Annotated in this window: 21 protein-coding genes and 2 tRNA genes; 4 read left to right on the top strand and 19 right to left on the bottom strand. The window is 51.9% G+C overall.

The genetic code is table 11. From position 1 onward, the window contains the following. Positions 1–82 precede the first annotated feature (82 nt). Together NAI64_RS05270 and NAI64_RS05265 are read right to left on the bottom strand one after the other, a co-directional pair. On the bottom strand, positions 83–625 hold the full coding sequence (locus NAI64_RS05270; protein WP_269298496.1) for a hypothetical protein: 543 nt from the start codon (positions 623–625) through the stop codon (positions 83–85). A 692-nt stretch (positions 626–1,317) separates the two neighbouring features. Continuing rightward, positions 1,318–1,467: a hypothetical protein gene (locus NAI64_RS05265; protein ID WP_269298495.1), complete on the bottom strand. Its 150-nt coding sequence runs from the start codon at positions 1,465–1,467 to the stop codon at positions 1,318–1,320. A 70-nt stretch (positions 1,468–1,537) separates the two neighbouring features. Here NAI64_RS05265 and NAI64_RS05260 point away from each other — a divergent pair, with 70 nt between their 5' ends. Further along, a complete protein-coding gene (locus NAI64_RS05260; RefSeq protein WP_269298493.1) occupies positions 1,538–2,110 on the top strand; it encodes a hypothetical protein in 573 nt (190 codons plus the stop codon). A gap of 395 nt (positions 2,111–2,505) precedes the next feature. On the opposite strand, the gene NAI64_RS05255 is transcribed toward NAI64_RS05260, so the two are convergent. From NAI64_RS05255 to NAI64_RS05230, 6 genes are all read right to left on the bottom strand, one after another. Next, positions 2,506–2,582: transfer RNA gene (locus NAI64_RS05255), tRNA-Arg, on the bottom strand. A gap of 94 nt (positions 2,583–2,676) precedes the next feature. After that, positions 2,677–2,753, bottom strand: a tRNA-Pro gene (locus NAI64_RS05250). A 202-nt stretch (positions 2,754–2,955) separates the two neighbouring features. Then, positions 2,956–4,305, bottom strand: coding sequence for a phosphoglucosamine mutase (glmM, locus tag NAI64_RS05245; protein ID WP_269298491.1), 1,350 nt, complete (start codon positions 4,303–4,305; stop codon positions 2,956–2,958). A gap of 23 nt (positions 4,306–4,328) precedes the next feature. Next, a complete protein-coding gene (folP, locus tag NAI64_RS05240; protein WP_269298489.1) occupies positions 4,329–5,165 on the bottom strand; it encodes a dihydropteroate synthase in 837 nt (278 codons plus the stop codon). A 57-nt stretch (positions 5,166–5,222) separates the two neighbouring features. Continuing rightward, entirely contained in the window at positions 5,223–7,103 is a 1,881-nt protein-coding gene (gene ftsH, locus NAI64_RS05235; RefSeq protein WP_269298487.1) for an ATP-dependent zinc metalloprotease FtsH, read from the bottom strand. Positions 7,104–7,311: 208 nt separating this feature from the next. Further along, positions 7,312–7,947: an RlmE family RNA methyltransferase gene (locus NAI64_RS05230; protein WP_269298485.1), complete on the bottom strand. Its 636-nt coding sequence runs from the start codon at positions 7,945–7,947 to the stop codon at positions 7,312–7,314. A 32-nt stretch (positions 7,948–7,979) separates the two neighbouring features. Between NAI64_RS05230 and yhbY the strand changes: the two genes are divergently transcribed. Then, positions 7,980–8,447, top strand: coding sequence for a ribosome assembly RNA-binding protein YhbY (gene yhbY / locus NAI64_RS05225; protein WP_269298484.1), 468 nt, complete (start codon positions 7,980–7,982; stop codon positions 8,445–8,447). 6 nt (positions 8,448–8,453) lie between these two features. Here yhbY and greA read toward each other — a convergent pair whose 3' ends face one another. The 9 genes from greA to NAI64_RS05180 form a co-directional block, all read right to left on the bottom strand. Further along, positions 8,454–8,930, bottom strand: coding sequence for a transcription elongation factor GreA (gene greA, locus NAI64_RS05220; RefSeq protein ID WP_269298482.1), 477 nt, complete (start codon positions 8,928–8,930; stop codon positions 8,454–8,456). Positions 8,931–9,018: 88 nt separating this feature from the next. Beyond that, the gene (gene carB / locus NAI64_RS05215; RefSeq protein ID WP_269298480.1) at positions 9,019–12,249 is read right to left on the bottom strand and encodes a carbamoyl-phosphate synthase large subunit; all 3,231 of its coding nucleotides are present in this window, start codon (positions 12,247–12,249) and stop codon (positions 9,019–9,021) included. Positions 12,250–12,337: 88 nt separating this feature from the next. Then, entirely contained in the window at positions 12,338–13,525 is a 1,188-nt protein-coding gene (gene carA, locus NAI64_RS05210) for a glutamine-hydrolyzing carbamoyl-phosphate synthase small subunit (protein ID WP_407946915.1), read from the bottom strand. Between the two features lie 155 nt (positions 13,526–13,680). Beyond that, on the bottom strand, positions 13,681–14,889 hold the full coding sequence (locus tag NAI64_RS05205; RefSeq protein ID WP_269298476.1) for a tryptophan--tRNA ligase: 1,209 nt from the start codon (positions 14,887–14,889) through the stop codon (positions 13,681–13,683). Positions 14,890–14,895: 6 nt separating this feature from the next. After that, positions 14,896–15,555: a site-2 protease family protein gene (locus NAI64_RS05200; protein WP_269298474.1), complete on the bottom strand. Its 660-nt coding sequence runs from the start codon at positions 15,553–15,555 to the stop codon at positions 14,896–14,898. Positions 15,556–15,600: 45 nt separating this feature from the next. Further along, entirely contained in the window at positions 15,601–16,227 is a 627-nt protein-coding gene (locus NAI64_RS05195) for an L-threonylcarbamoyladenylate synthase (protein ID WP_269298472.1), read from the bottom strand. Between the two features lie 28 nt (positions 16,228–16,255). Continuing rightward, a complete protein-coding gene (gene htpX, locus NAI64_RS05190; protein WP_269298471.1) occupies positions 16,256–17,137 on the bottom strand; it encodes a protease HtpX in 882 nt (293 codons plus the stop codon). Positions 17,138–17,334: 197 nt separating this feature from the next. Next, entirely contained in the window at positions 17,335–18,168 is an 834-nt protein-coding gene (locus NAI64_RS05185) for a 3',5'-nucleoside bisphosphate phosphatase (protein WP_269298719.1), read from the bottom strand. Between the two features lie 70 nt (positions 18,169–18,238). Next, positions 18,239–19,108: an alpha/beta fold hydrolase gene (locus tag NAI64_RS05180; protein WP_269298469.1), complete on the bottom strand. Its 870-nt coding sequence runs from the start codon at positions 19,106–19,108 to the stop codon at positions 18,239–18,241. 179 nt (positions 19,109–19,287) lie between these two features. Between NAI64_RS05180 and NAI64_RS05175 the strand changes: the two genes are divergently transcribed. Further along, entirely contained in the window at positions 19,288–19,854 is a 567-nt protein-coding gene (locus tag NAI64_RS05175) for a gamma carbonic anhydrase family protein (protein WP_269298468.1), read from the top strand. Between the two features lie 51 nt (positions 19,855–19,905). Further along, positions 19,906–20,820, top strand: coding sequence for an Hsp33 family molecular chaperone HslO (gene hslO, locus NAI64_RS05170; RefSeq protein WP_269298467.1), 915 nt, complete (start codon positions 19,906–19,908; stop codon positions 20,818–20,820). A 22-nt stretch (positions 20,821–20,842) separates the two neighbouring features. On the opposite strand, the gene NAI64_RS05165 is transcribed toward hslO, so the two are convergent. Beyond that, positions 20,843–23,464, bottom strand: coding sequence for a DUF349 domain-containing protein (locus NAI64_RS05165; RefSeq protein ID WP_269298465.1), 2,622 nt, complete (start codon positions 23,462–23,464; stop codon positions 20,843–20,845). 280 nt (positions 23,465–23,744) lie between these two features. Next, the gene (locus NAI64_RS05160; RefSeq protein ID WP_269298463.1) at positions 23,745–23,954 is read right to left on the bottom strand and encodes a hypothetical protein; all 210 of its coding nucleotides are present in this window, start codon (positions 23,952–23,954) and stop codon (positions 23,745–23,747) included. Positions 23,955–24,189 lie beyond the last annotated feature (235 nt).

Below are 24,189 nucleotides of genomic sequence, written 5' to 3'. Positions count from 1 at the left end.
TGCGATGATTCACGCATAACGATTTCCACACTACCGGTAAAACACCATATACCGGTAACCATACTCCCGGTTGTATAGGGGATTACACCGCGCCTGAACGATGAATCGCGCTATTGAGCACCTTTTCCGGAACCAGTGCCGACAATTCGGAAGGCGACAACTCCTCCATCCGGTAAACGATCCGGCTGCGATTGCCATCCTCACGATCGGAAATGTATTTCATGATACACAGTCCGAACTGGCGGATCATGCCCATCGAGGCATAGCGTTTGAGCATTTCACGACATTGTTCCCGGTCCTGCCACACCTTGTTGCGCCCAATCGCCTGCTCCACACGATCCATGATTTCTTCCTGCATCAATGTACCCTGGCTGTTCATCGCCGCAATATGGTAACGGTACGTCCAACGTGGATCATCCCAGCCTGCTGCGGCATTGCAAATGCCTGTATAAGCGGCGACAAATGCATCCTTCGTCATGCCACGCGCCGATGCTTCACGCTCCACGCGTTCGCTGCTGTCGTCACCATCACCGAATCCCCAACCCCGTTTTCCGGTATCGGCCGTAAAAACGAATCCGTCCACATACACATTGACAAACTCCCCGCACCGCTCCTCGACAATCATCTCTCCTCCCGTCTGATGACATCCATTCCGAAACGACTAGCCCACCCGAAAAAGTATCACAGAAAACTGAACCGGGGAAACGATTCTTTACTCACTCACTGACATCACCATCCCGAACACAGGTAGCACCCCACCACTATCGCCTGCCGACCTGGTCACTACACCACGTCCCCTCTCCCTGTTATCCCTGTTTTCGCATGCCTGTTTTCCACGTCCGAAACGAAACAACATCGTTCACGACTTGCCGGCCATATTTCTTCCATCAGTGGAAAACTCCCCGCTATTACATTGACTTTCCACAAAAATTTTTGTTTTTATGACCACATCATGACATACCGGCATCCTTTTTCTGTCCAATTGCCATCTTTTAATTTCTTCACAACTTCTGTGGACAAGTCAAGGAACACCCCATTTTTAAACAAACAAATCAAATACTTGCATAAAATGATTACAGATTGCGCAGATCATCCCATCCCTTAATCCATTCCGTTTTTACTGTCAAGCGCACCATTCGTGTGCATTTTCCAACGTTTTATCCCTCGCCTCTTGACTTTTCCGTTATCCACGCAAACCTGTGGATAACCTTGTGGAGAAAGCCTCTCAAGCATTGATTGGCGCAGGTTTCAACAGATTGCATGCCTTTTGGGCATATTGTTCGCTTTATTATGATTTGTTATTTCCGACAGGTTGCGTCACAGATTCCGGAACGCTTCGCCCCCCCAACAACCCTCTTCGCGACATTCATCCTTGCCATCTATCGACATATCTACCACCAGCGATACACCTGCACCATCCCTGCCTGTGTACACACCGTCCTGCAACACGGCACAAATACCGAACATCCACAATCCATTTGCCGTTTCATCCGCCTGCGTATAAAGTTGCAGTCTGGTATGGAATCCGGAAAATCAAATGGAAAACCAGATACCGGAACCATCGGAAAACAGGCATTCCAGACGAAATATCAAGTTCAGCAATAACATACCCTGTAATATCACTCCTGAAGTACTGGTACTGATAAATGAACTGATGAACAAGACATCCCTCATGAAAAAACGTCCGTTCATTCTCCGTCTGTTATATGGCATCGTGGCCATCATCATCTTTCACTACGCCGACGACATCCTCAACTTCATTACCTACTTCAACACACCGCCATATACGGTAGAAATCAGCGTCGAACTCGACAAATTCGCCACCAGCCGCAACCGGAACACCCCCCTGAAAATCGACGGCAACACCACACTGGAACACATCACAGCTAGCGACCATCTCCTGACCTACGACTACACTGTCACCGACCTCAAGCGATTCCGCAAAGCTGGACAGGCACCACTGGAACAACGCGCCATCGCCGACCTGTGCTACGACATCAAAACTCCCCTGTTCCTGTCTCACAACGTCAATATCATCCACCGCTACAAGGACCAAGAGGGCGCCGAACTCGCCACCATTCAGGCAAACCCGAGCCAGTGTGAACAATAACCATCGCCCATCCACCAAATCAGTGAATTGCTTAACCGCAGAATTCACCGTTTTTCAGTTTGTACACTCCCTTTCACCCTCACGCACCTTGATATTCGAGTGATTACGTACGACAAGTTCAAGGCTGATTTCAGAAACTCCCACTGAAAGCAAAAACATATGCAGACGAAAGCAGACTGGATTTCGAGTGGTTCCAGTTCAAGGAACTGCGCGCTAAAGCTGCGACTGACACAAAACACACAGCGATACTCAGAAGCTACTTGGACACCGAAACAGCAAGACAACAGCCATTTATCGCAGGGACAAAACGAAGCGGTTATGCCGCTGAATGAGAACAATTTGTTCTCACTTGAAAAAAGGTCAAGTGAGAAACATGCGTAAGTGATTGATTTTTATGGCCTGCCCTAGTGGATTCGAACCACTGACCTACGGCTTAGAAGGCCGTTGCTCTATCCAGCTGAGCTAAGGGCAGGTAAGTGACATAACTGGCGAGATTGCCAGTTATTATAAACGACTTTTCCCGTTAACAAAAAACAGGCTGTCGACGACAGCCTGTTTCGGAAAATTGGTCGGGGCGAGATGATTCGAACATCCGACCCACTGGTCCCAAACCAGTTGCGCTACCAGGCTGCGCTACGCCCCGAAGACTGAAATGATACCGTTAATGGCGCATAAAATCAATTATCCGCCCCATCTTTTAATGCTTCCGTTGGTGTATGACCACGTGGAAATCGATGATTTACAACGATGTCGACTTGATGCCTGATCGTTTCCATACCAATGCACTTAACTTCATCATATCGTCATACGCGCGTATGAAAGCGAATCAGGCTGTGTGCAATATATCAGGCAGCTGCTTCGGTTCGGCATACAGCGGCGATACGTTCGGCTAGTGTTTGCGCTTCTTCGGCGTTTTCCGTTTCGACCATGATACGCAAGAGCGGCTCTGTGCCGGATGGCCGGATCAGCACACGACCATTGTCACCGAGAATCTGCTCGACTGCCTGTTTTTCAGCCTGCAATGCCGCATTTTCTTTCCAGTTGAAACCTGGCCGGATACGGACATTGACAAGCGTTTGGGGAAACAGTTTCAGCTCGCTGATGAATGCTGGCAAAGTCGTCTTGTGACGTCGCAATGCCGCCAGCACCTGCAAGGCCGAAATAATACCATCGCCAGTCGTATGCTTGTCCAGACAAATCAGGTGTCCGGAACCTTCGCCACCCAGCAACCAGCCCTTTTCCAAAAGCGCTTCCAGGACATAACGGTCACCCACGTTCGCGCGAACAAAACCGATCTGTTTTTCGCGGAAAGCGATTTCCAGCCCCATATTCGTCATCAATGTACCGGCTACACCCTTGACATCGCTATAAGCCAGCCTGTCCTTGACAATCAGGTACAAAAGCTGGTCACCGTTATAGACACGGCCGACAGAATCGACCATTACCAGCCTGTCGGCATCACCATCCAACGCAATACCGAGGTCTGCGCCGTTTTCCAGCACTGCGGCGACCAGCGCATCCACAGATGTGGCACCGCAATGCTCGTTGATATTGAGTCCGTTAGGCGTCGTACCGATTGTCACGACATCTGCTCCCAGTTCATGGAATACGCACGGCGCAATATGATAGGCAGCACCGTTGGCACAATCCACGACGATCTTCAGACCACGCAGATCATAGCTGGACGGAAATGTGCTCTTGCAAAACTCAATGTATCGTCCCTGTGCATCATCGAGCCTTCTGACCTTGCCCAACATCTCGGAACTGGCACAATCCATCGGCTTGTCGATTAACGACTCGATTTCGAATTCCATATCATCGGGCAACTTGTTACCGGATGCCGAAAAGAATTTGATACCGTTATCGTAATAAGGATTATGCGACGCGGAAATGACGACACCGGCAGCCAGACGCAAGGCTCTCGTCAGATATGCTACAGCTGGCGTCGGCATTGGTCCGGACAACACGACATCCACCCCTGCAGCAGAAAGCCCAGCTTGCAAGGCCGCTTCCAGCATATATCCCGAAATACGTGTATCCTTGCCGATCAGCACAGCCGGCGTTCCGGAAGACGTGGCCGTCCGGGTCAACACCTTGCCGGCAGCATAACCGAGTTTCATGACAAAATCGGGCGTAATAGGTGCATCACCGACCCGGCCGCGTACACCATCCGTTCCAAAATATCGACGTTTCATTTTATAGTCAGTCTCCAATATCATTACTGCGTTGCCAGCCAGACTTTCAGTGCATCTACTGTCTCACCGACTTCATGTACCCTCAGGATACTAGCGCCATGTGAAACGACAGACAAGGCGATAGCAAGATTGCCTGCGAGTCGCTCTCCAACCGGCTTTCCCGTCAGTGCGCCAACGACTGATTTGCGCGACAAACCGGCCAATACCGGCAAATCCAGTCGTTTTCGCACGACATCCAGATTCTTGAGAAGCGTCAGATTATCATCCAGCGTTTTGCCGAACCCGAAACCGGGATCGATACAGATACGGTTAGACGCTACGCCAGACGACGCCAGTCTGTTCACCTGCCGAACCAGAAAATCCGACACTTCGACAACCACATCGTCATATTGCGGGTTGTTTTGCATGGTGCCAGGATCTCCCTGCATATGCATCACACATAACCCGCAATCATATGCAGCCACAGCCTGTAACGATTTTTCCGAAAAAAAACCGCAAATATCGTTGATCATATCCGCTCCGGATACCAGCGCCGCTGTCATAACATCTGGCTTGTATGTATCGACAGACAATGGCTTTCCGCAATCCTTCAAGGCCTCGATAACCGGCATGATACGATCCAGTTCTTCCTGCAGAGAAACGGCAGCTGCCCCCGGGCGTGACGACTCTGCGCCGATATCGATAATATCCACACCCTCGCGGATCATGACCTCGGCACGTGAAATCGCTGCCGGTACCGAATCATAGCGTCCGCCATCCGAAAAGGAATCGGGTGTAACATTGAGAATCCCCATCACCAGCGGCCTGGATTCCTCGCCATCCAGATCAAACCGGTAACGTCCACACTGAAAATATTTCATGATAGCTGTTCAAAAAAAGGGCGAGACACGCTCGCCCTTTGAAACATTGCTGGAAAATCAGGCTGCCGCCGTCGCATTTTCCGTAATTTCAGGCCCATCGGAATCCTGCGACTTCGGAGGTACAGACTTCGGTGGACGTGGATCCACGCCATCCATAATATCGTTGACCTGATCGGAATCCAGCGTTTCCCATTCCAGCAACAGTTTTGCCATGCGCTCGACCTTGTCACGGTTTTCATCCAGCAACTTGCGAGCCAATGCATACTGCTGATCCAAAATAGAACGGATTTCGTTATCGACTTTTTGCTGGGTCGCTTCGGATACCGTCTTGGCAGACATACGGCCACCATAGAACATTTCCTGTTCCGTATCTTCATAGACCATCGTGCCAAGCGTCTCGGACATACCGTAACGTGTCACCATCGCACGTGCGATCTTGGTGGCACGTTCGAAATCGTTGGAAGCACCGGTAGACATCTGGTGCATAAACAATTCCTCGGCAACCCGACCACCGAACAGGATGGCGATTTCTTCCAGCATCTTGTCCTTGTACATATTGATGCGGTCATGTTCCGGCAACTGCCATGTCAACCCCAACGCATGACCACGCGGCATGATGGTGACCTTGTGAACCGGATCGGCCTTCGGCAACAACTTGGCGACCACAGCATGACCCGCTTCATGATAAGCGGTATTTGTCCGTTCTTCTTCACGCATGACGAACGATTTGCGCTCCGGTCCCATCAGGATCTTGTCCTTGGCATCCTCGAAATCCTGCATTTCGACCAGACGCTTGTTGCGACGTGCGGCAAACAAGGCGGACTCATTCACCAGATTGGCCAGATCGGCACCGGAAAAGCCCGGTGTACCACGAGCCAGAACACCCGGATCGACATCAGGTGCGATCGGCACCTTGCGCATATGTACATTGAGAATCTGTTCGCGGCCACGAATATCCGGCAAACCGACGACTACCTGTCTGTCGAAACGTCCCGGACGCAACAGTGCCTTGTCCAGCACGTCAGCACGGTTCGTCGCGGCCACGACAATCGTACCGGAATTCGGCTCGAAACCGTCCATTTCCACCAGCAACTGGTTCAGTGTCTGTTCACGTTCATCATTGCCGCCGCCCATGCCGGCGCCACGATGACGGCCGACTGCGTCGATTTCATCAATGAAAATGATGCATGGTGAATGTTTTTTCGCCGTTTCGAACATATCGCGAACACGGGAAGCACCCACACCGACAAACATTTCGACGAAGTCGGAACCGGAAATGGAAAAGAACGGCACCTTGGCTTCACCGGCAATTGCACGAGCCAGCAAGGTTTTACCGGTACCCGGAGGCCCGACCAGCAGCAAGCCACGCGGAATACGGCCGCCCAGCTTCTGGAACTTGCCAGGATCGCGCAAAAAATCCACGACTTCATGCACTTCTTCCTTGGCTTCGTCGCAACCTGCCACATCGTTGAAAGTCACTGTATTGTTTTTCTGGTCGATCATGCGCGCCTTTGACTTGCCGAACGAAAACGCGCCACCTTTTCCGCCCCCCTGCATTTGTCGCATGAAAAATATCCAGACCCCGATCAATAACAGCATCGGGAACCATGAAGTCAAAAGCGACAGCCAGAAAGAAGGTTCTTCCGGCGGTTTGACATCGAACTGTACGCCGTTATCGACCAGATCGCCGACAAGTCCGCGGTCAAGATAGGTCACACCGGTCTTGACCTTCTTGCCTTCAACCGTCGTGGCGACGATCGAACGATCCTCGATCACCACATCCTTGATACGCTTCGAGCGCACATCATCAAGGAACTGCGAATAATTGATCGGCTCGATATTCACCGTATTGCTACGATCCATGAAATGTTTGAAGGTCGTAATCAGGACGATGATGATGGCAGTCCAAACGCCTACCCTGACAAACATATTGTTCACAAAGACTCCTCAGACGCCCGTGCGTCAATATCGATTACAGACAGATAATGCATTTTACAATCATTTTGATGCATCTGCCATCATCATATAAGCCGTGAGCGGCATCACCGGCATATGGAACCAAAAACCCTTCCGACACATGCATGGCATTGCCGTCGTGACAGAGGGCGCATGAAAAACCATAAAAACCAACAACTTATTTTTTGAATTACCGCAGTTTTCTGCCCAAAAGAAAAATTTCGGACGAATAATCCCGGCTGGCTTTCGGTTTTTTCGGTGTCACCGTCACAAAAGTATCGCGAAATCTTTTGAGAATATCGTTATAAGTACTGCCATTGAAACACTTGACCAGCAATGCACCGGAAGGTTTCAGATGTGCTGTGGCGAAATCGAGTGCAAGCTCCATCAGATATTCCACACGTGCCGCATCGGCAGAAGCGATGCCGGACAAATTCGGAGCCATATCGGAAAGCACAAGATCAGCCTTTTTTCCATCCAGCAGGGTTTCCAGTTCATGCAATACCGATTCTTCGCGGAAATCCCCCTGAATGAAGTGGATACCCGGCACCGGTTCCATCGGAAGCATATCCAGTCCGATCACTGTACCATTGAGTGTCTGCCCATCGCCAGTACCCAGTTTGCGTGCAAGATACTGCGACCAACTCCCGGGTGCGCACCCCAGATCAACGATCACCTGTCCTGGCCAGATCAGCTGCGCATCTTCGTCGATCTCGCTCAGCTTGTAAACCGCCCGTGCGCGATAGCCATCCTTTTGTGCCTGTTTCACAAAAGGATCGCCAAGATGGTTTTTCATCCAGCTTTTATTGAATTTATTTTTCGACATTCGCGTAAAATACAGTTTTTCGAAGGAATGTTATGTTGAAACTGAATCCTGCACAACGAAGCCTGCTCCGGTCACAGGCTCACAATCTCAACCCGGTCGTCATGATCGGCGATGCCGGACTGACGGATGCCGTCATGAAAGAAATCGGCGTCAACCTCGACGCTCATGGACTCATCAAGATCCGCGTATTCGGAGACGACCGTCAGGCACGAATCGACATGCTGCAAACTATCTGCCGTGAACTTGACGCCGCACCTGTTCAGCATATCGGCAAGCTGCTGGTTATCTACCGCCCACAAAAGGAAGCTCAAAAACCGCAGCAAGACAACAAAAAAGGCGGGCTCAGAACCGTCGTGACCTTCAAACCGGGAACAGGCGCAATCAAAAACCGCGTCAAACGGGTTCAAATCAAGGGAAACGAGCGTGTCACGCAAGGCGGTCTGGTCAAACGGAAAAAGACACGTCAGGCAAGCGCCAAGAAAAAGGCACTTGCCCGGTAAAGCCTGTCAAATAAACAACACATCCAGAATTTCATATTCGCGAACGCCGGCCGGTGCGTTGACCTCGACGACATCGCCAGCTTCGCGCCCGATCAGGGCACGAGCCAGTGGTGACGTAATGGAAATTTTCATTTCTTTGAGGTCCGCTTCATCATTTCCGACGATCTGGTAACGCACCTTTTCACCGGTCTCCAGATCTTCCAGTGACACCGTCGCCGCGAAGACGATCCGGCCATTGGTGTTGAGCGTCTTCGGATCGATAATCTGTGCCGAACTGAGCTTGCTTTCCAGCTCTGCAATACGCCCTTCGATAAATGCCTGCCGTTCCTTGGCGGCATCATATTCCGCGTTTTCCGACAAATCACCGTGAGATCGCGCTTCTGCGATCGCGGCGATCACTTCATAACGATCTTTCGTTTTCAACCGCTGCAATTCGTCGCGCATCATCTGCGCGCCCCTGACGGTAACAGGTATCGAACTCATTTATTTGCCTCTCAAAAAACCAGCGAGGCGTTTCAACACACATTGATGTGTCATGAAAGCCTCGCAAACCTCTTATTCAAAATACAATTTACCGGAGCGATTTGTGCAGACTTTGCAAGTCATACACACTGATGCTGTCCCGGCAGGCGATTCCCTGCACAGCAGCTTCCGCACCAGCGATGGTCGTAATCGTATTGATACGTGCTGCCAAGGCCGAAGTCCGAATGATCCGGGAATCGAAAATAGCTGTCCGTTTTTCTTCCACGGTATTGATTACCATCACGATTTCGTGATTCTTGATGATATCGCCAATATGCGGACGTCCTTCGGTCACCTTGTTGACCGTTTCCACTTCAATACCGGCTTCACGGATCGTATTGGCGGTTCCGCGTGTCGCCATGATGGAAAAGCCCATTTCGACCAGACGCTGTGCCACCTTCACCGCACGTGGTTTGTCACTGTCTTTCACCGACAGAAAAACCTTGCCCGAGCGCGGCAAATTGACACCTGCAGCCAGCTGGGACTTGACAAACGCTTCGCCAAATGACTTGCCGATTCCCATGACTTCGCCAGTAGACTTCATTTCAGGCCCCAGAATCGTATCGACACCCGGGAATTTGACGAACGGGAAAACCGCTTCCTTGACACTGAAATACGGCGGTACCGTTTCCGTAAGAATGCCCTGCTCATCAAGTGTCTTGCCCACCATGCAGCGAGCGGCAATCTTGGCCAGCTGTCTTCCGGTCGCTTTCGAGACGAACGGTACGGTACGGGACGCACGCGGATTGACTTCCAGCACGAAAACCACATCTTGCAATTTGCCGTCAATCATCTGGTGCTGTATCGCGAACTGGACATTCATCAGGCCGACGACATTCAATCCCTTCGCCATCAGCGTCGTTTCTCGTTTCAGTTCCTCGATCGTTTCCTTCGACAACGAATACGGTGGCAACGAGCATGCCGAATCCCCCGAGTGGACACCGGCCTGCTCGATATGTTCCATCACACCGCCAATGATCACCCGCTTGCCGTCGGAAATACAATCCACATCCACTTCGATCGCGTCATTGAGGAAACGATCGAGCAAAACCGGAGAATCGTTGGAAACCTTGACCGCTTCACGCATATAACGTTCCAGTCCCGTCTGGTCATGGACGATTTCCATCGCACGGCCACCCAGCACATAGGACGGACGCACCACGATCGGATAGCCGATTTCCTTGGCCAGCACCATCGCTTCTTCCTCGGTACGTGCCGTACGGTTCGGCGGCTGACGCAAATGCAAATCTTTCAGCAACTTCTGGAAGCGTTCACGATCTTCTGCGGCATCGATCATGTCCGGGGAAGTTCCGACGATCGGCACACCATTGGCTTCCAGATCCAGCGCCAGCTTCAGCGGTGTCTGTCCACCGTACTGGACGATCACGCCATACGGTTTTTCCTTGTCCACGATTTCCAGCACGTCTTCCAGCGTCAGCGGCTCGAAATACAGACGGTCGGAAATATCGTAGTCTGTCGAAACCGTTTCGGGATTGCAGTTGACCATGATCGTTTCATAGCCATCCTCGCGCATCGCCATCGCCGCATGAACGCAGCAGTAATCGAACTCGATACCCTGACCGATCCTGTTCGGTCCACCACCCAATACCATGATTTTTTTGCGGTTCGTCGGTTCTGCTTCGCATTCCTCGTCATACGTCGAGTACATATAGGCTGTATTCGTGGCGAATTCGGCAGCGCACGTATCGACACGCTTGTACACCGGACGTATACCCCAGGCATGACGTTTTTCGCGAATGACCCTGTCGGTCGTTTTCAGTAGCCAGGCCAGACGTTTGTCAGAAAAGCCCTTTTGCTTGAGCCTGAACAACGTATCCTTGTCCAGATCATCAAGTTTCTGGTGATCCAGCCACAATTCGATATCGACGATTTCCTTGATCTGTGCCAGGAACCATGGATCGATATGCGTCAGATTGTGGACTTCTTCCAGCGTAAAACCCTGAGCGAATGCATCGCCGACATACCATATCCGTTCCGGCCCCGGTTCGCCCAGTTCTTCCTTGATAACTTCGCGGTCGGTCGTCTTTTCATTCATGCCTTCCACACCGACTTCCAGACCGCGCAACGCTTTCTGGAACGATTCCTGGAAGGTACGTCCGATTGCCATGACTTCACCTACTGACTTCATCTGTGTCGTCAGATGCGGATCGGCAGACGGGAATTTTTCAAACGTGAAACGCGGTACCTTCGTCACCACATAATCGATCGTCGGTTCGAACGATGCTGGTGTTGCGCCCCCCGTGATATCGTTCTTCAACTCATCCAGCGTAAAGCCGACTGCCAGTTTTGCCGCGACTTTCGCAATCGGGAAACCGGTCGCTTTCGAAGCGAGAGCGGATGAACGTGACACACGCGGATTCATTTCGATCACGATCATACGTCCGTTTTTCGGATTGATCGCGAACTGTACGTTTGAACCACCTGTATCGACTCCGATTTCACGCAAAATCGAAATCGAGGCGTTGCGCATGAGCTGGTATTCCTTGTCGGTCAGCGTCTGTGCCGGTGCCACCGTAATGGAGTCGCCCGTATGAACGCCCATCGGATCGAGATTTTCGATCGAGCACACGATAATACAGTTGTCCGCCTTGTCGCGAACGACTTCCATTTCGTATTCTTTCCAGCCGATCAGCGATTCCTCGATCAACAACTCGCTGGTCGGGGATGCTTCCAGCCCGCGACGGCAAATCGCGTCGAATTCTTCCTCGTTGTACGCAATACCGCCACCGGTGCCACCCAGCGTGAACGACGGGCGGATAATGACCGGAAAACCGATTTTTTTCTGGACATCCCATGCTTCATCCAGCGAATGCGCGATTCCCGAACGAGCCGACGACAAACCGATTTTCGTCATCGCTTCCTTGAATTTCGAGCGATCCTCTGCCTTGTCGATCGCTTCCGGAGAAGCACCGATCAATTCCACATTGTATTTTTCCAGTACCCCGTTGCGATACAGGTCAAGCGCGCAGTTCAGCGCCGTTTGTCCACCCATCGTCGGCAAAATCGCATCCGGACGTTCTCTGTCGATAATCCGTTCCACAACCTTCCAGGTAATCGGTTCGATGAACGTCACATCCGCCATTTCCGGATCGGTCATGATCGTCGCCGGATTGCTGTTGACCAGAATGACCTTGTAGCCTTCTTCCCGCAAAGCCTTGCAGGCCTGGGCGCCGGAATAGTCGAACTCACAAGCCTGTCCGATAATGATCGGGCCTGCGCCGATGATAAGAATGCTCTTGATATCTGTACGTTTTGGCATATTTTCCGCAAATTGTTTTGGTTACCGTTTCAGGTTTCGGGAAACGGCGAAAATGCTTTCCGGGCGGGCTCGGATAGGCCCGCACCCATCACTTGTTCTTTCTGGCGGCTTCCATCAGTCCGACAAACCGGTCGAACAGATAATCCACATCACCCGGCCCTGGAGACGCTTCCGGATGTCCCTGGAAGCAGAAAGCCGGTTTGTCCGTTCTGGCAAATCCTTGCAAGGAACCGTCGAACAGTGATTTGTGCGTCACCTTGCAATTTGCCGGCAGGGTCGATGCATCCACGGCAAAACCATGATTTTGGGAAGTAATCAGTACCTTGCCGGTTTCAAGATCCTGTACGGGATGATTCGCGCCATGATGGCCGAACTTCATTTTCATGGTCTTCGCACCGGATGCCAGGGCCATGATCTGATGTCCCAGACAGATGCCGAAAACAGGAATACCGCGCTCGATCAGATCACGCGCCGCATCGATCGCATAGGTACAAGGTTCCGGATCGCCCGGCCCATTGGAAAGAAACACACCGTCAGGAGAGAGTTTCAGCACATCCTCGACCGTAGATTGTGCGGGAATCACGGTTACCTTGCAGCCACGGTCCGTCAGCATACGCAGGATATTGCGTTTGACGCCGAAGTCGAACGCAACGACATGATATCTGGAATCACCGAGCTGCCTGTAACCCGAGCCAAGTTCCCATCCAGCCTCCGTCCATTCATAAGGCTTGTCGGCCGTGACGACTTTTGCCAGATCCTGGCCAGATAATCCCGCACAGGAACGTGCCAGTTCAAGTGCACGCTTTTCGTCGTCACCCGTTACAATCGCACCGCTTTGCGCACCCTTTTCACGAAGAATACGAGTCAGCTTGCGCGTATCGATACCGGCAATGGCGACGATATGCTGACTCTTCAAATAATCAGGAAGCGACTGCGTCGCGCGGAAATTGGAAATGACGGGACGTACATCCTTGACGATAAAACCTGCCGCCTGGATTTTCCCGGACTCCACATCCTCGGGATTGACCCCCGTATTGCCGATATGCGGGTAAGTCAGGGTGACGATTTGTCCGCTGTAACTGGGATCGGTCAGAATTTCCTGATATCCCGTCATGGATGTATTGAAAACAACCTCGCCGGATGTCTCACCCGTTGCACCGATTGAATAACCGCGAAAGACTGTACCGTCCGCAAGCGCAAGAACGGCTGGTTCCTGTTGACCGAAAGGGAATTGCAAGGTAACTCCTTTTAGTGTTACCGCAACACCACGCTTCATCAGGCTGCATGAAACTCCCGAACTGTCATTGAACAAGTCCGGAACATACGATACGGTTTTCAGTTGGAAAGATGAGCTGGCGCTACGGCAATGATTGATTCGTTAAACTGTCCAATTATAGCCGAGAATACCAGTGCCAGCAAATTGACGTCCCGCTATTTCCCTGAGTAACCAAGCCCCATCGCCTCACGGACATCACGCATTGTTTCGCCAGCCAGACGCCGTGCTTTTTCGCAACCATGCTCGACGATTTCACGTACCAGAGCCGGTTTGGCAACATACTGCGCCGCACGTTCCTGCATCGGTTCGAGTTCTCGGACAACCGCATCGATGATCGGTTGCTTGCACTGGATACAGCCGATACCGGCAGAACAACACCCCTTGCGTACCCATTCTTTCGTTTCGTCGTCGGAATAAACCACATGGAACAGCCAGACCGGACATTTATCCGGATTTCCCGGGTCGGTACGTTTGACGCGTGCAGGATCGGTCTGCATCGTACGGATTTTGCGTGTAACCGTTTCCTTGTCGTCACGCAACGCAATTGCATTGCCATAGCTCTTGGACATCTTTTGTCCGTCCAGTCCCGGCAACCGCGATGCCTCGGTCAGCAAGGCTCGCGGCTCCGTCAGAATCTGCTTGCGGCTGCCCAGCAAATAACCGTAGAGCAATTCACGGTCGGCTGACGAAATGCTGCCTGCACCATCGAGCAGCGCCTTGGCCTTTTCCAGGGCTTGAGCATCACCCTTTTCCTGATAGGCGTTTCGCCATTCCAGAAAAGCCTTCGCCTGTTTGTTGCCCAGCTTTTTGGTACTTGCCAGAGCTTTTTCGTCGAACCCTTTTTCGCGCCCGTACATGTAATTGAAACGCCGCGCCAGTTCACGCATGATTTCCATATGCGGCAACTGATCCTCGCCGACAGGCACCTGATTGGCACGGTATACCAGCACGTCTGCCGCCATCATCAGCGGATAGCCCAGAAAACCGTAAGTCGTCAGATCCTTATGTGCGAGCTTCTGGATCTGATCCTTGTATGTCGGTACTCTTTCCAGCCAGGACAACGGTGTGGACATACTCATCAACAGCGTCAGTTCCGCATGTTCAAGCACCCTGGACTGGATGAAAATCGTCGCCTTTTCAGGGTCGATACCGGCAGCCAGCCAGTCTATCACCATTTCCCATGCATTCTTTTCGATCGTTTCCACTTCATCGTAATGGGTTGTCAAGGCATGCCAGTCCGCCACGAAAAACAGGCTTTCGACTTCAGACTGGATACGAACCCAGTTTTTGATAGCGCCATGGTAATGGCCCAGGTGCAATGCGCCAGTCGGGCGCATACCGGAAACAACTCGATCAGGATACATAATGAATCACACAGGCAAAAAATATAACAATGGATAGAGAAAGAAATTGACGATCAACCGCCCCAGATACATTACAGGACGCATCCAGTATGTCGTCAACCCCAGATAAACCAGTCCCAGCACGATAAAAAAGCCATACCGCTCGATCTGTGCGAACCTGTACGCCAGATGCGCCGGCAACAAACTTGTCATTATGCGTCCTCCGTCCAAAGGTGGCAATGGAAAAAGATTGAACGCAAACAACACCAGATTGACGACAATGCCGGCATCAGCCATTTGATGCAGAAATGCGGCATGCACATGTCCTGCAATCAGCCCTACCTTGACGATGCTCCAGAGAAACGCCATCAGCAGATTCGCGGCTGGTCCTGCCAGTGCCACCAGCGCCGTATCACGCCGTGGATGGCGCAACTGTCCGAAGTCGACCGGAACAGGCTTGGCATAACCGAAAATGAACGGACTGCCCACCAGCAAAAGCGCCACGGGAATAATGACCGTTCCCAGCACATCGATATGTTTGAGCGGATCGAGCGTCAGGCGTCCTGCAAGATAGGCTGTCGAATCGCCAAGAAAGCGGGCGACGTATGCATGCGCCGCTTCATGCAACGTAATCGCCAGCAAAAGTGGCAGCGCCCAGATGACGGCTGTTTCAATCATTTTTTCCATCGCATACCTTCCATATCCATGAAACAGTCGGCAAAACGGCTGCCACTACAAACCGACCAGCGCAGGATCGCCCCGTCCACTGCGCACCAGTTCAGGTTCTTTGCCAGTCAGGTCGATTACCGTGGTCGGCAACAACCCGCAAGCTCCCCCATCGACAACTGCATCGACCAGTTTTTCAAGCCGTTCCTGTATGACATATCCTTCGGTCAGCGGATCCTCTTCACCGGGCAGGATCACCGTCGTACAAATCAGCGGTTCTTCCAGCTCCTCAAGCAAGGCATGATCGATCCGGTTGTCCGGAACACGCAAACCGATCGTCTTGCGCGACGGATGCGACAGACGGCGCGGCACCTCACGGGTCGCCTGCAAAATAAACGTGAATGCACCCGGTGTCGCCGTTTTCAGCAAACGGTATGCCGCATTGTCCACCCGCGCATAAGACCCCACTTCCCTGAGATCACGGCACAGCAAGGTCAGCAAATGCCGCTCGTCTATCTGACGTATCTGCCGTATTCTGTCGACCGCTGCCTTGTCGTCGAGTCTGCATACCAGCGCATAGCTGGAATCGGTCGGCAAAACGACTACACCACCTTCGCGCACGATATCGGCCACCTTTTTTATCAGGCGGCTCTGTGGATTGACGGGGTGGATTTCAAAAAACTGACTGCCCATTTTGCATTGTCACTCCTGAAACGCACACTCATACCCTGCCCGTCTGAAGCGCCTCGATCCGTTTTTCGATCGGCGGATGGGTCGCAAAAAGCGACATGAATGCACCACCGCCATTGATACCCATGGCCGTCATATTTTTTGGCAAATCACCAGAGGCCATATGTCCCAGACGCTGCAAGGCATGAATCATCGGACGGCTGGATCCAAGAAGACGTGCAGACCCTGCATCGGCCCTGTATTCACGATAGCGCGAAAACCACGCCACGATGATCGAAGCCAGGACACCGAACAGAATTTCGCACACAATCACTGTCACGAAATAGCCGAGACCGCGTCCGCCGTTGTTTTCCGAATTGCGCGAAAGCAGATTGTCCACGAAAAAGCCGACCACACGTGCCAGAAAAACCACGAACGTATTGAGCACCCCCTGTATCAGGGTCAGCGTGACCATATCGCCATTGGCGACATGCGCGATTTCATGTCCCAGCACGGCTTCCACTTCTTCATGCGTCATATTGGCCAGCAAACCGGTAGAAACCGCAACGAGAGCCGAATTCTTGAAAGCCCCCGTAGCGAATGCATTTGGTTCTCCCTCATAAACCGCCACTTCCGGCATACGGATACCCGCTGCATCCGAAAGTTTGGCCACCGTACCCAGCAACCATTGTTCCGTACCGTTGGACGGCGTTTCAATCACATATGCACCTGTGGACCATTTCGCCATCTGTTTACTCATCAAAAGCGAAATGATCGAACCGGTGAATCCCACAACCAGTGAAAAAACAAGCAAACTGCCCAGATCAAGTCCGCGGCTGTACAAATAGCGGTTCACTCCCAACAGCGACAACACGACCGACATCACGACAATGACAGCCAGATTGGTTACCAGAAACAGAAAAATCCTTTTCATGTATGTATTCCGTATTTTTCAAATAATTGCTGAGAAAAAATCAGATGGTGACCGTTTTGAAAAATTCAAGCCCACCACCCTTGTGCCAGCATGACACCGAAGCGGCATATGTTCATTAACTTTCTGCAAGCGTGACGAATATAACGGCAAACCGGCATTTATGCATCATTTTCTGCACCAGTCCGTACAAAAAAACATTATTTCCAGTCTCGCCAGACAGGTTCAACCGGACACGGAAAGTCCGGCAATCGTCCGACATCCACCGGCGATTCAGCGGGTGCATGAAAATCCGATCCCACGGAAGCCAGAAAACCATAACGGTTGGCCAGGCGGGCAAAATAAAGATACTGATCGGGCGAGTGGCTGCCTGTGACGACTTCGATCCCCGTACCGCCAAGCTGTCGGAATTCATCGAGAAATGCATGCAAGGCAACATCGCTGATCTTGTAACGTCCCGGATGCGCCACTACCGCGATACCACCGGCTTCACGAATCCATTGCACGGCATCGGCCAGCGTCGCCCACTGATGACGGACATAGGCCGGTCCACCGTCTTTCAGAAAACGGTCAAACGCACTGGAAATCGTCGGACAAACCCCTGAATCCACCAGAAAACGGGCGAAATGCTTGCGTGAAATCAGATTCGGATTGGTGACATAGCCCAGAGCCCCTTCATACGCCCCATGGACCCCCAGCGCTGCGAAACGCTCTCCCATTTTTTTCGCACGATCCATACGTCCGGTCCGGTTTTGAAAAAGCCGTTCCACCAATACAGGATCATTTTCATCGACATGCAAGCCGACAATGTGAATGGATGTTCCGGCCCATGTAATGGAAACTTCCACACCTGAGACCAGTTCGATACCGAGTTCACCGGCTGTTTTCCTTGCCTCGGCCACACCTGAGACCTCGTCATGGTCTGTGAGCGCCAGCATTTTCACGCCGTTGCCGTGCGCACGCAAAACCAGCTCCGAAGGCGACAAAACGCCATCCGATGCACGAGAATGTGAATGCAAGTCGATATTCAGCATCATCCCGATTTATCGTTACCAAAAATCCTATTGTACGACAGCTGAAAATACGGCGCAGAATGCAGGCACATCACGCCAGAAAGTCTTCGATCAATTCAGCCACAGCTTCAGGCTGGTCATGCTGGAGCATATGTCCGGCTCCCTTGACCAGTGCGATACGTACATCGTGAATAAACGATGCACGCCGTCTGATTTCTTTTTGCGCACCGGCCTGATCCTTCATACGAATACCCAGTAACGAATGCTCCCCTTCCACAAACAGCACTTTCGCTTCGATACGACTCCAGCATGCCAGAATTTCGTCGAGTCTGGACAATACCGGCAAAGACTTGTGCTTCGGATCAGCCAGCACGATCCGCTCGCCTTTGTCGTTTACTTCCGTCCAGTAATCCGCCAGAAAAAACGCACGCTCATACGTCAGACGCGGATTGTTTTTCTGCAAACGCGCGATCACGGCCTCCTTGTCTGCATAAGGGCGCAACCGTTCCGGCGCCTTGCAGGAATCCAGCCAGCGCTCCAGTCTTCCCGGCGCCATATCCGGCCTGTTTTCCACAATGCCATACCCTTCAAGACTGATCAGATGCGATACACGCGATGGCCTGACACCAGCATATACGCTCGTGATATTGCCGCCGAGACTGTGTCCGAGTAACCGAACAGGTGCATCCGGACTGTAATGATCGAGCAACGCCTCCAGATCAGCCAGATAATCCGGAAACCAGTATCCCCCTTCCGCCCATGCGGAATGCCCGAAACCGCGCATATCCGGAGCAATCACATGCCATTCGCGTTTCAGTGCATCCACGACGAACTGGAAGGAAGCGGAAATATCCATCCAGCCATGTACCATAAACAATTTCGGCGCATCTTCATCACCCCAATGGCGAACGCACAGGCGCATATCATGTGCATCGACAAATTCCGTTCGTGAGACTTTCATCGGCAAACAAAAAACAAACTGTAAAACCGGTCATTATAATCGCATGTCATCCCGCAAGACGGCTTTGTGAAACAGTTTATTGTCTATCGAATCATACTTTTTTCACACGGTACTGAAAGACCTGCTTGATCAACAGGTACAATAATCGTTTTCCCTTAACCGATACTGATTCAAACAATATGCCTATTTACCGACTCGGCGACCGCATACCGAAAATCCATCCGACCGCTTTCATCGCCGATAATGCCACCATCATCGGCGACGTGACCATCGGCGAAAATGCTTCCGTCTGGTTCAACGTCGTTATCCGTGCCGACAACGACCGCATTGTCATCGGCGAAAACAGCAACATCCAGGACGGTACGGTCCTGCACGCCGATCCCGGCTATCCATTGACGATCGGAAAAAACGTCACAGTCGGACATATGGCCATGCTCCACGGCTGCACCATCGGAGACGGGTGTATGGTTGGCATACGTGCTACCGTCCTGAACGGCTCCATGATCGCCGAAAACTCGCTTGTCGGTGCAGGCTCTCTCATCGCCGAAAACAAACAATTCGAATCCGGTGTCGTGCTGATGGGAGCACCTGCACGGGTAGCACGCAACATGGATGCCGACAGGGCCGCCAGAATGCCACGTGCCGCCAACCACTATGTCTGGAACAAACAGCGCTTTCTCGACACACTCTCGGAAATCAGCCGCGAAGATGCTACTTCGGTGGATGCCGTAAGCGAAACGGCCTGATACTTTATCGCCATCCCTCGCCGTCGGCTTCATCATTTACGGAGCTTTCACATGAACGATCAATTACAGAAATTCCTTTTCCAGCAAGCGCCCGTACGTGGCGAATTCATCGAACTTGCCGACATGTGGCAACAAATACAATCACACCATGATTATCCGGTACCCGTCATACGCCTGCTCGGTGAAATGATCGGCGCAACCGCCCTGTTGAGCGCCAACATCAAGTTCGACGGTTCGCTCGTCATGCAAGTCAGGGGAGACGGGCCTGTACGGCTGCTGGTCGTGGAATGCGATTCAGCACAAAAAATCCGTGCCACTGCAAAACTCGATGAAAAAGCGTCCATTCCGGACAATGCCACTTTTACCGACCTCATCAACGCCAATGGAAAGGGCCGCTGCGTCATCACTCTTGATCCGCATGAAAAAATCCCGGGACAACGCCCATACCAGGGAATCGTTTCTCTGGCAGGCGACACCATCGCACAAGTCATCGAAAACTATATGAAACAGTCCGAACAGCTCGACACCCGACTGTGGCTGGCCGCCGATAACCGGGTCATCCGCGGCCTGCTTATGCAAAAAATGCCTTCGGCGACTGGCGCTGACGGACTCAGCGAAAGCACATCCGAGGATGAAGAAACCTGGCAACGTCTCGTTACACTGGCATCGACCCTGAAAACGGATGAAATGCTCAATACCGGTATCGACACCCTGCGTCACCGGCTTTTCTGGGAAGATGACCTCGTCGTTTTCGAACCGCAGCACCCTGTCTTTCATTGCAGCTGCAATCGTGAAAAGGTCGGCAATATGCTCAAAATGCTCGGTGAAAAGGAAGTCGGCGAAGCATTGAAAGAACAGGGCAATCTTGCCATCCACTGCGATTTCTGCGGACAGACCTACACGTTCGGCCAAGCCGATTGCGATGCCTTGTTTGCGGAACTGCCCGCCGGACAAAAACTGCACTGAATCCAGCGAAAAAAACCCGGCATCAGCCGGGTTTGTTCATTTCCCTCACCAAAGTATCGATACGCCGGATATCTTCCTCATCGGACAAGGCCGGCAATTCAAGCAACTGCCGCGTCGCCTCGATGGCACGGGTACGGTCACCTCCCCCCAGGGAATCCTGCAAAACTTCCATCTGTTTTTTCAGACGTGCTTCCTGCAAATATTCCGGCGAATCCAGACCATAGACAATCTCGAAACGCAGGATATTGTCTTTCATGGCATCGACATTGCCAAGCAAACGCCTGCCATAAGCCATATTCCGGTTTGCCATCGCTTTCAGACCATTATAGAAACGGTGAGACAGAACGGTTTCCATTTCATCGGGAAGCTGCGGCAATGCCTTCCATGCTGTTTCGTATTCTTCATCTTCCGACACCATATCGCCGGTATCCTCACCGGTATCCTGGCAAAAGGCTGCAATCTGTCGCTCCATCGCGCAACACAAAGCCAATTTGTCAGCCAATCCGCCCAATGCCTCATACATCTTTTCCGATTTCAGGCGACGTATCCTGTCCCTGCATGCCGCAACTGCATCGTCAAGGCGCTTGCGAAGATCCGCTTCGGCATCACGCGGAACGAAACCCAGGTTTTTCCATTGCCCGAGCAATTCACCCAGACGATGTTCCAGCATACCTGCATTATCGGATCCTGCCAGTGCCTCCAGTTCTGCGCATACCGCTTCCTTCTCCCTCAAATGTTGTAGTCTTTCCTCGTCATGCGCGCGATTCTTTTCCATCCGGCGCATATGCAGCTGTTCGCAAGCTTCCCGGAAACGCGCCCACAACTTCCGGTCTTCACGATTATCCAGCGGAAATGCTCTCGCACAAGCCTGCCATTTTTCCTGAACGGCTCGCAACAGCTTGCCGGATTCCTTGTTGTCGGGATCGATCTCACCCACTTCGGCAATCAACTGCTCGCGGCGACCGATTTCAAGCTGTGTCTGTTCATAAAGCTTTTCACGCACCGGTAGCATGGCTGCCGAAAAAGCCTCGTCGAGGCGTTTCTTTTCTTTCCTGCCGACAATACCGAGCTTGCGCCAGGCTTGTGTCATTTGCCGGTAAAAATTGATGACGTTCTTCCAGTCGAACGATTCCAGCTGCTCGGTCACTGCCGCAAGACGTGTCTCGAACTCGCCAGCGAAGACAGCCACTTTTTCGATCAGCGTTTCGGCATATTCAATATTTTTTTCCTTTTCCAGAGCCTGCAATCTGGCATGTTCGAGTACCGGCGCATATGCAACATTGCAAGCCGTATCGAACTCCGTCCACTGTTCGCGCGTCGCCATACCGGCAACCGCATTGAGCGCCTTCCATTGTTCGCGGGCGTGGATCACCTCTTCAGCCAACGCATTGATCTCCAGATTCTGCTCCGGCAACTCCTGCACGAAATGAATCAGTTTTTCGCGCGAAAGCTGTCCGCTCCATCTGGCCCAGCCGCGCAAACGACGAAGCTCGCTTCTGAGATGAGAAAGCTTTTCCTGACGCTCATCACCGATATCCGTATGCTCCGTATCGAGTCCCCTCAATACCTCGTCATGCATTGCGGCTTCCTGGATGGATCCTGCCTCAACTGCCTGCTGCATGGCGGCAAGCGCAGCGTCGAAACGCGCAAGGATATCGGCTTGTACAACGGACGAAGACTCGTTGATGGATGGCAATTCCAAAACGACCTCCTCTTCCTTCGGTACCGGCAAACGCAGACACAAGGCATCGAATCGCGCCTGCAAATCAGTCCATTGCGCCAATACGCCCGATGGCCTGAATGCAGTCCATTCTTTTTCAAGCACAGTCTTTTCCAGCTGTGACACATCGGCGGCTTCCATTTCATCAAGCCATGCGGCACACTGCTGCATGCGTTCGAATTCCTGTTCAAACCGTGCAGATGCCTCGGCCAATGCCGAAAGTTTTTCGTCGACTGCCGATACAAGATGACGCGGCAGCGAAAACCATTCGGGCGACTGTCGCCACTGCATCAGGCTGTCCGTAAAAGCATCCAGCGCTTCCTTTCGTTCCTGCGGTGTCATATCCACACGATTTTCCAGCGCCGTCATTTCACCGTAAGCCGACTTGACCGTTCTTTGCAACTGCAACTGTGCTGTGAGCCGCCCTTCCAGCTGATTCCGCAACGACTCGAAACGCATCCGCAAACCGGTCTGCCATTTTTCCGGCTCACCACTGGCGGCAGACTGCCATTTCCTGTCCAGATCGACAACCAGATTCGGAGTCAGCGCCGGATCATCGAGCAGAGCTGCCGCCGTATCGACGACTTGTTCCATACTGGCAGCCTGAGCCTCGGTACGTGCCATATCGCTCATGCGTGTCTGCATCAGACGATAAACACGTCTATCGGTCTTTTGCATGGCGTCCCTGACCTGTTCCATAGCCTGTCGTGAACGAATTTTCTGTGCTGCTGCATATCGTGCATCCGCATAACGGCAAGCCAGCAGGAAAGCGACGATTGCCTGATCATCGTCAGGCAACGCAGCTACTGTTTCCAATGCTTTCAGTTTCTCATCCTGCGATGCCGATGGTTCCTGTTTCTTTTCAGGCACTGTCTGACTGACAGGATGTTTTTTCCCAAGAAGTCGCGATAGAAAATTCAGCATAGAATATGAAACCTGATTTCATAAAAAACGACATCATATCAAGATGCGGCGCAAAATGACGCTTTTTCTTGCCGAAAAAAAAGAAAAATTACTGCGAGATTTATGCAAGTTTGTGCGATGAATTTTCCCGTCACTCACAAAACGGGAGTATCGCAGCAAGAAACACCTGATAACGGTGGTTTTTATGCTTTCAGGAACATATTTTCATCATGCCATAGGACGTCCATGACCGTTCCTGCAAACAGTTACCCGACTTCACCCGGGCAAGGGAATTCCGTTTTCAGGAATTCACACAACGGCAGGCATTGCCGACAGAATGGTTGCACTCGGCGACACGCGGTGCATTGACCTGGGAATAAATATTGAGCAGCAGATCATAAGCCTCCGCCTTGCGATCCTGAACGCCCTGCATGACATCCTGATCCAGCACCATGCTGACGTAGCACTGTCTCAACAGGTCGGCCTGCTCTCTTGACAACGATTTTTTCATGACAGAAATCCTTTCCTGAAAATCTTTTTGAGATAATCGGGACAACCACACCGCCCTGGAACCTGATTCATACCGGCCGGTCTGGTCTCCCGCCTGCTGTCGGACAGGATAGTGCCCGACAGTTTCCGCATGTCGTCTTGCACGATAGCGGAAATCGGATAATGGGTTGAATTTCCGATTTATTTCAGCTTTTTATTATAACCCGTATTCTGTTTTCAAGATATGCAACGACAAA

This window comes from Oxalobacter paeniformigenes (assembly GCF_027158465.1).
Lineage (GTDB): Bacteria > Pseudomonadota > Gammaproteobacteria > Burkholderiales > Burkholderiaceae_D > Oxalobacter > Oxalobacter paeniformigenes.
This window is presented reverse-complemented; position numbering and strand designations above follow the sequence as displayed.

What these genes read in the sequence shown, in the direction of transcription:
- yhbY (WP_269298484.1), top strand. Translation starts at nt 7,980, where the DNA reads ATGTTGAAACTGAATCCTGCACAACGAAGCCTGCTCCGGTCACAGGCT.
- htpX (WP_269298471.1), bottom strand. Translation starts at nt 17,137, where the DNA reads ATGAAAAGGATTTTTCTGTTTCTGGTAACCAATCTGGCTGTCATTGTC.
- hslO (WP_269298467.1), top strand. Translation starts at nt 19,906, where the DNA reads ATGAACGATCAATTACAGAAATTCCTTTTCCAGCAAGCGCCCGTACGT.
- carB (WP_269298480.1), bottom strand. Translation starts at nt 12,249, where the DNA reads ATGCCAAAACGTACAGATATCAAGAGCATTCTTATCATCGGCGCAGGC.
- NAI64_RS05180 (WP_269298469.1), bottom strand. Translation starts at nt 19,108, where the DNA reads ATGAAAGTCTCACGAACGGAATTTGTCGATGCACATGATATGCGCCTG.
- NAI64_RS05165 (WP_269298465.1), bottom strand. Translation starts at nt 23,464, where the DNA reads ATGCTGAATTTTCTATCGCGACTTCTTGGGAAAAAACATCCTGTCAGT.
- NAI64_RS05160 (WP_269298463.1), bottom strand. Translation starts at nt 23,954, where the DNA reads ATGAAAAAATCGTTGTCAAGAGAGCAGGCCGACCTGTTGAGACAGTGC.
- NAI64_RS05265 (WP_269298495.1), bottom strand. Translation starts at nt 1,467, where the DNA reads ATGTTCGGTATTTGTGCCGTGTTGCAGGACGGTGTGTACACAGGCAGG.
- NAI64_RS05205 (WP_269298476.1), bottom strand. Translation starts at nt 14,889, where the DNA reads ATGTATCCTGATCGAGTTGTTTCCGGTATGCGCCCGACTGGCGCATTG.
- NAI64_RS05200 (WP_269298474.1), bottom strand. Translation starts at nt 15,555, where the DNA reads ATGGAAAAAATGATTGAAACAGCCGTCATCTGGGCGCTGCCACTTTTG.
- glmM (WP_269298491.1), bottom strand. Translation starts at nt 4,305, where the DNA reads ATGAAACGTCGATATTTTGGAACGGATGGTGTACGCGGCCGGGTCGGT.
- NAI64_RS05230 (WP_269298485.1), bottom strand. Translation starts at nt 7,947, where the DNA reads ATGTCGAAAAATAAATTCAATAAAAGCTGGATGAAAAACCATCTTGGC.
- greA (WP_269298482.1), bottom strand. Translation starts at nt 8,930, where the DNA reads ATGAGTTCGATACCTGTTACCGTCAGGGGCGCGCAGATGATGCGCGAC.
- NAI64_RS05195 (WP_269298472.1), bottom strand. Translation starts at nt 16,227, where the DNA reads ATGGGCAGTCAGTTTTTTGAAATCCACCCCGTCAATCCACAGAGCCGC.
- NAI64_RS05175 (WP_269298468.1), top strand. Translation starts at nt 19,288, where the DNA reads ATGCCTATTTACCGACTCGGCGACCGCATACCGAAAATCCATCCGACC.
- NAI64_RS05185 (WP_269298719.1), bottom strand. Translation starts at nt 18,168, where the DNA reads ATGCTGAATATCGACTTGCATTCACATTCTCGTGCATCGGATGGCGTT.
- carA (WP_407946915.1), bottom strand. Translation starts at nt 13,525, where the DNA reads ATGAAGCGTGGTGTTGCGGTAACACTAAAAGGAGTTACCTTGCAATTC.
- NAI64_RS05270 (WP_269298496.1), bottom strand. Translation starts at nt 625, where the DNA reads ATGATTGTCGAGGAGCGGTGCGGGGAGTTTGTCAATGTGTATGTGGAC.
- NAI64_RS05260 (WP_269298493.1), top strand. Translation starts at nt 1,538, where the DNA reads ATGGAAAACCAGATACCGGAACCATCGGAAAACAGGCATTCCAGACGA.
- folP (WP_269298489.1), bottom strand. Translation starts at nt 5,165, where the DNA reads ATGAAATATTTTCAGTGTGGACGTTACCGGTTTGATCTGGATGGCGAG.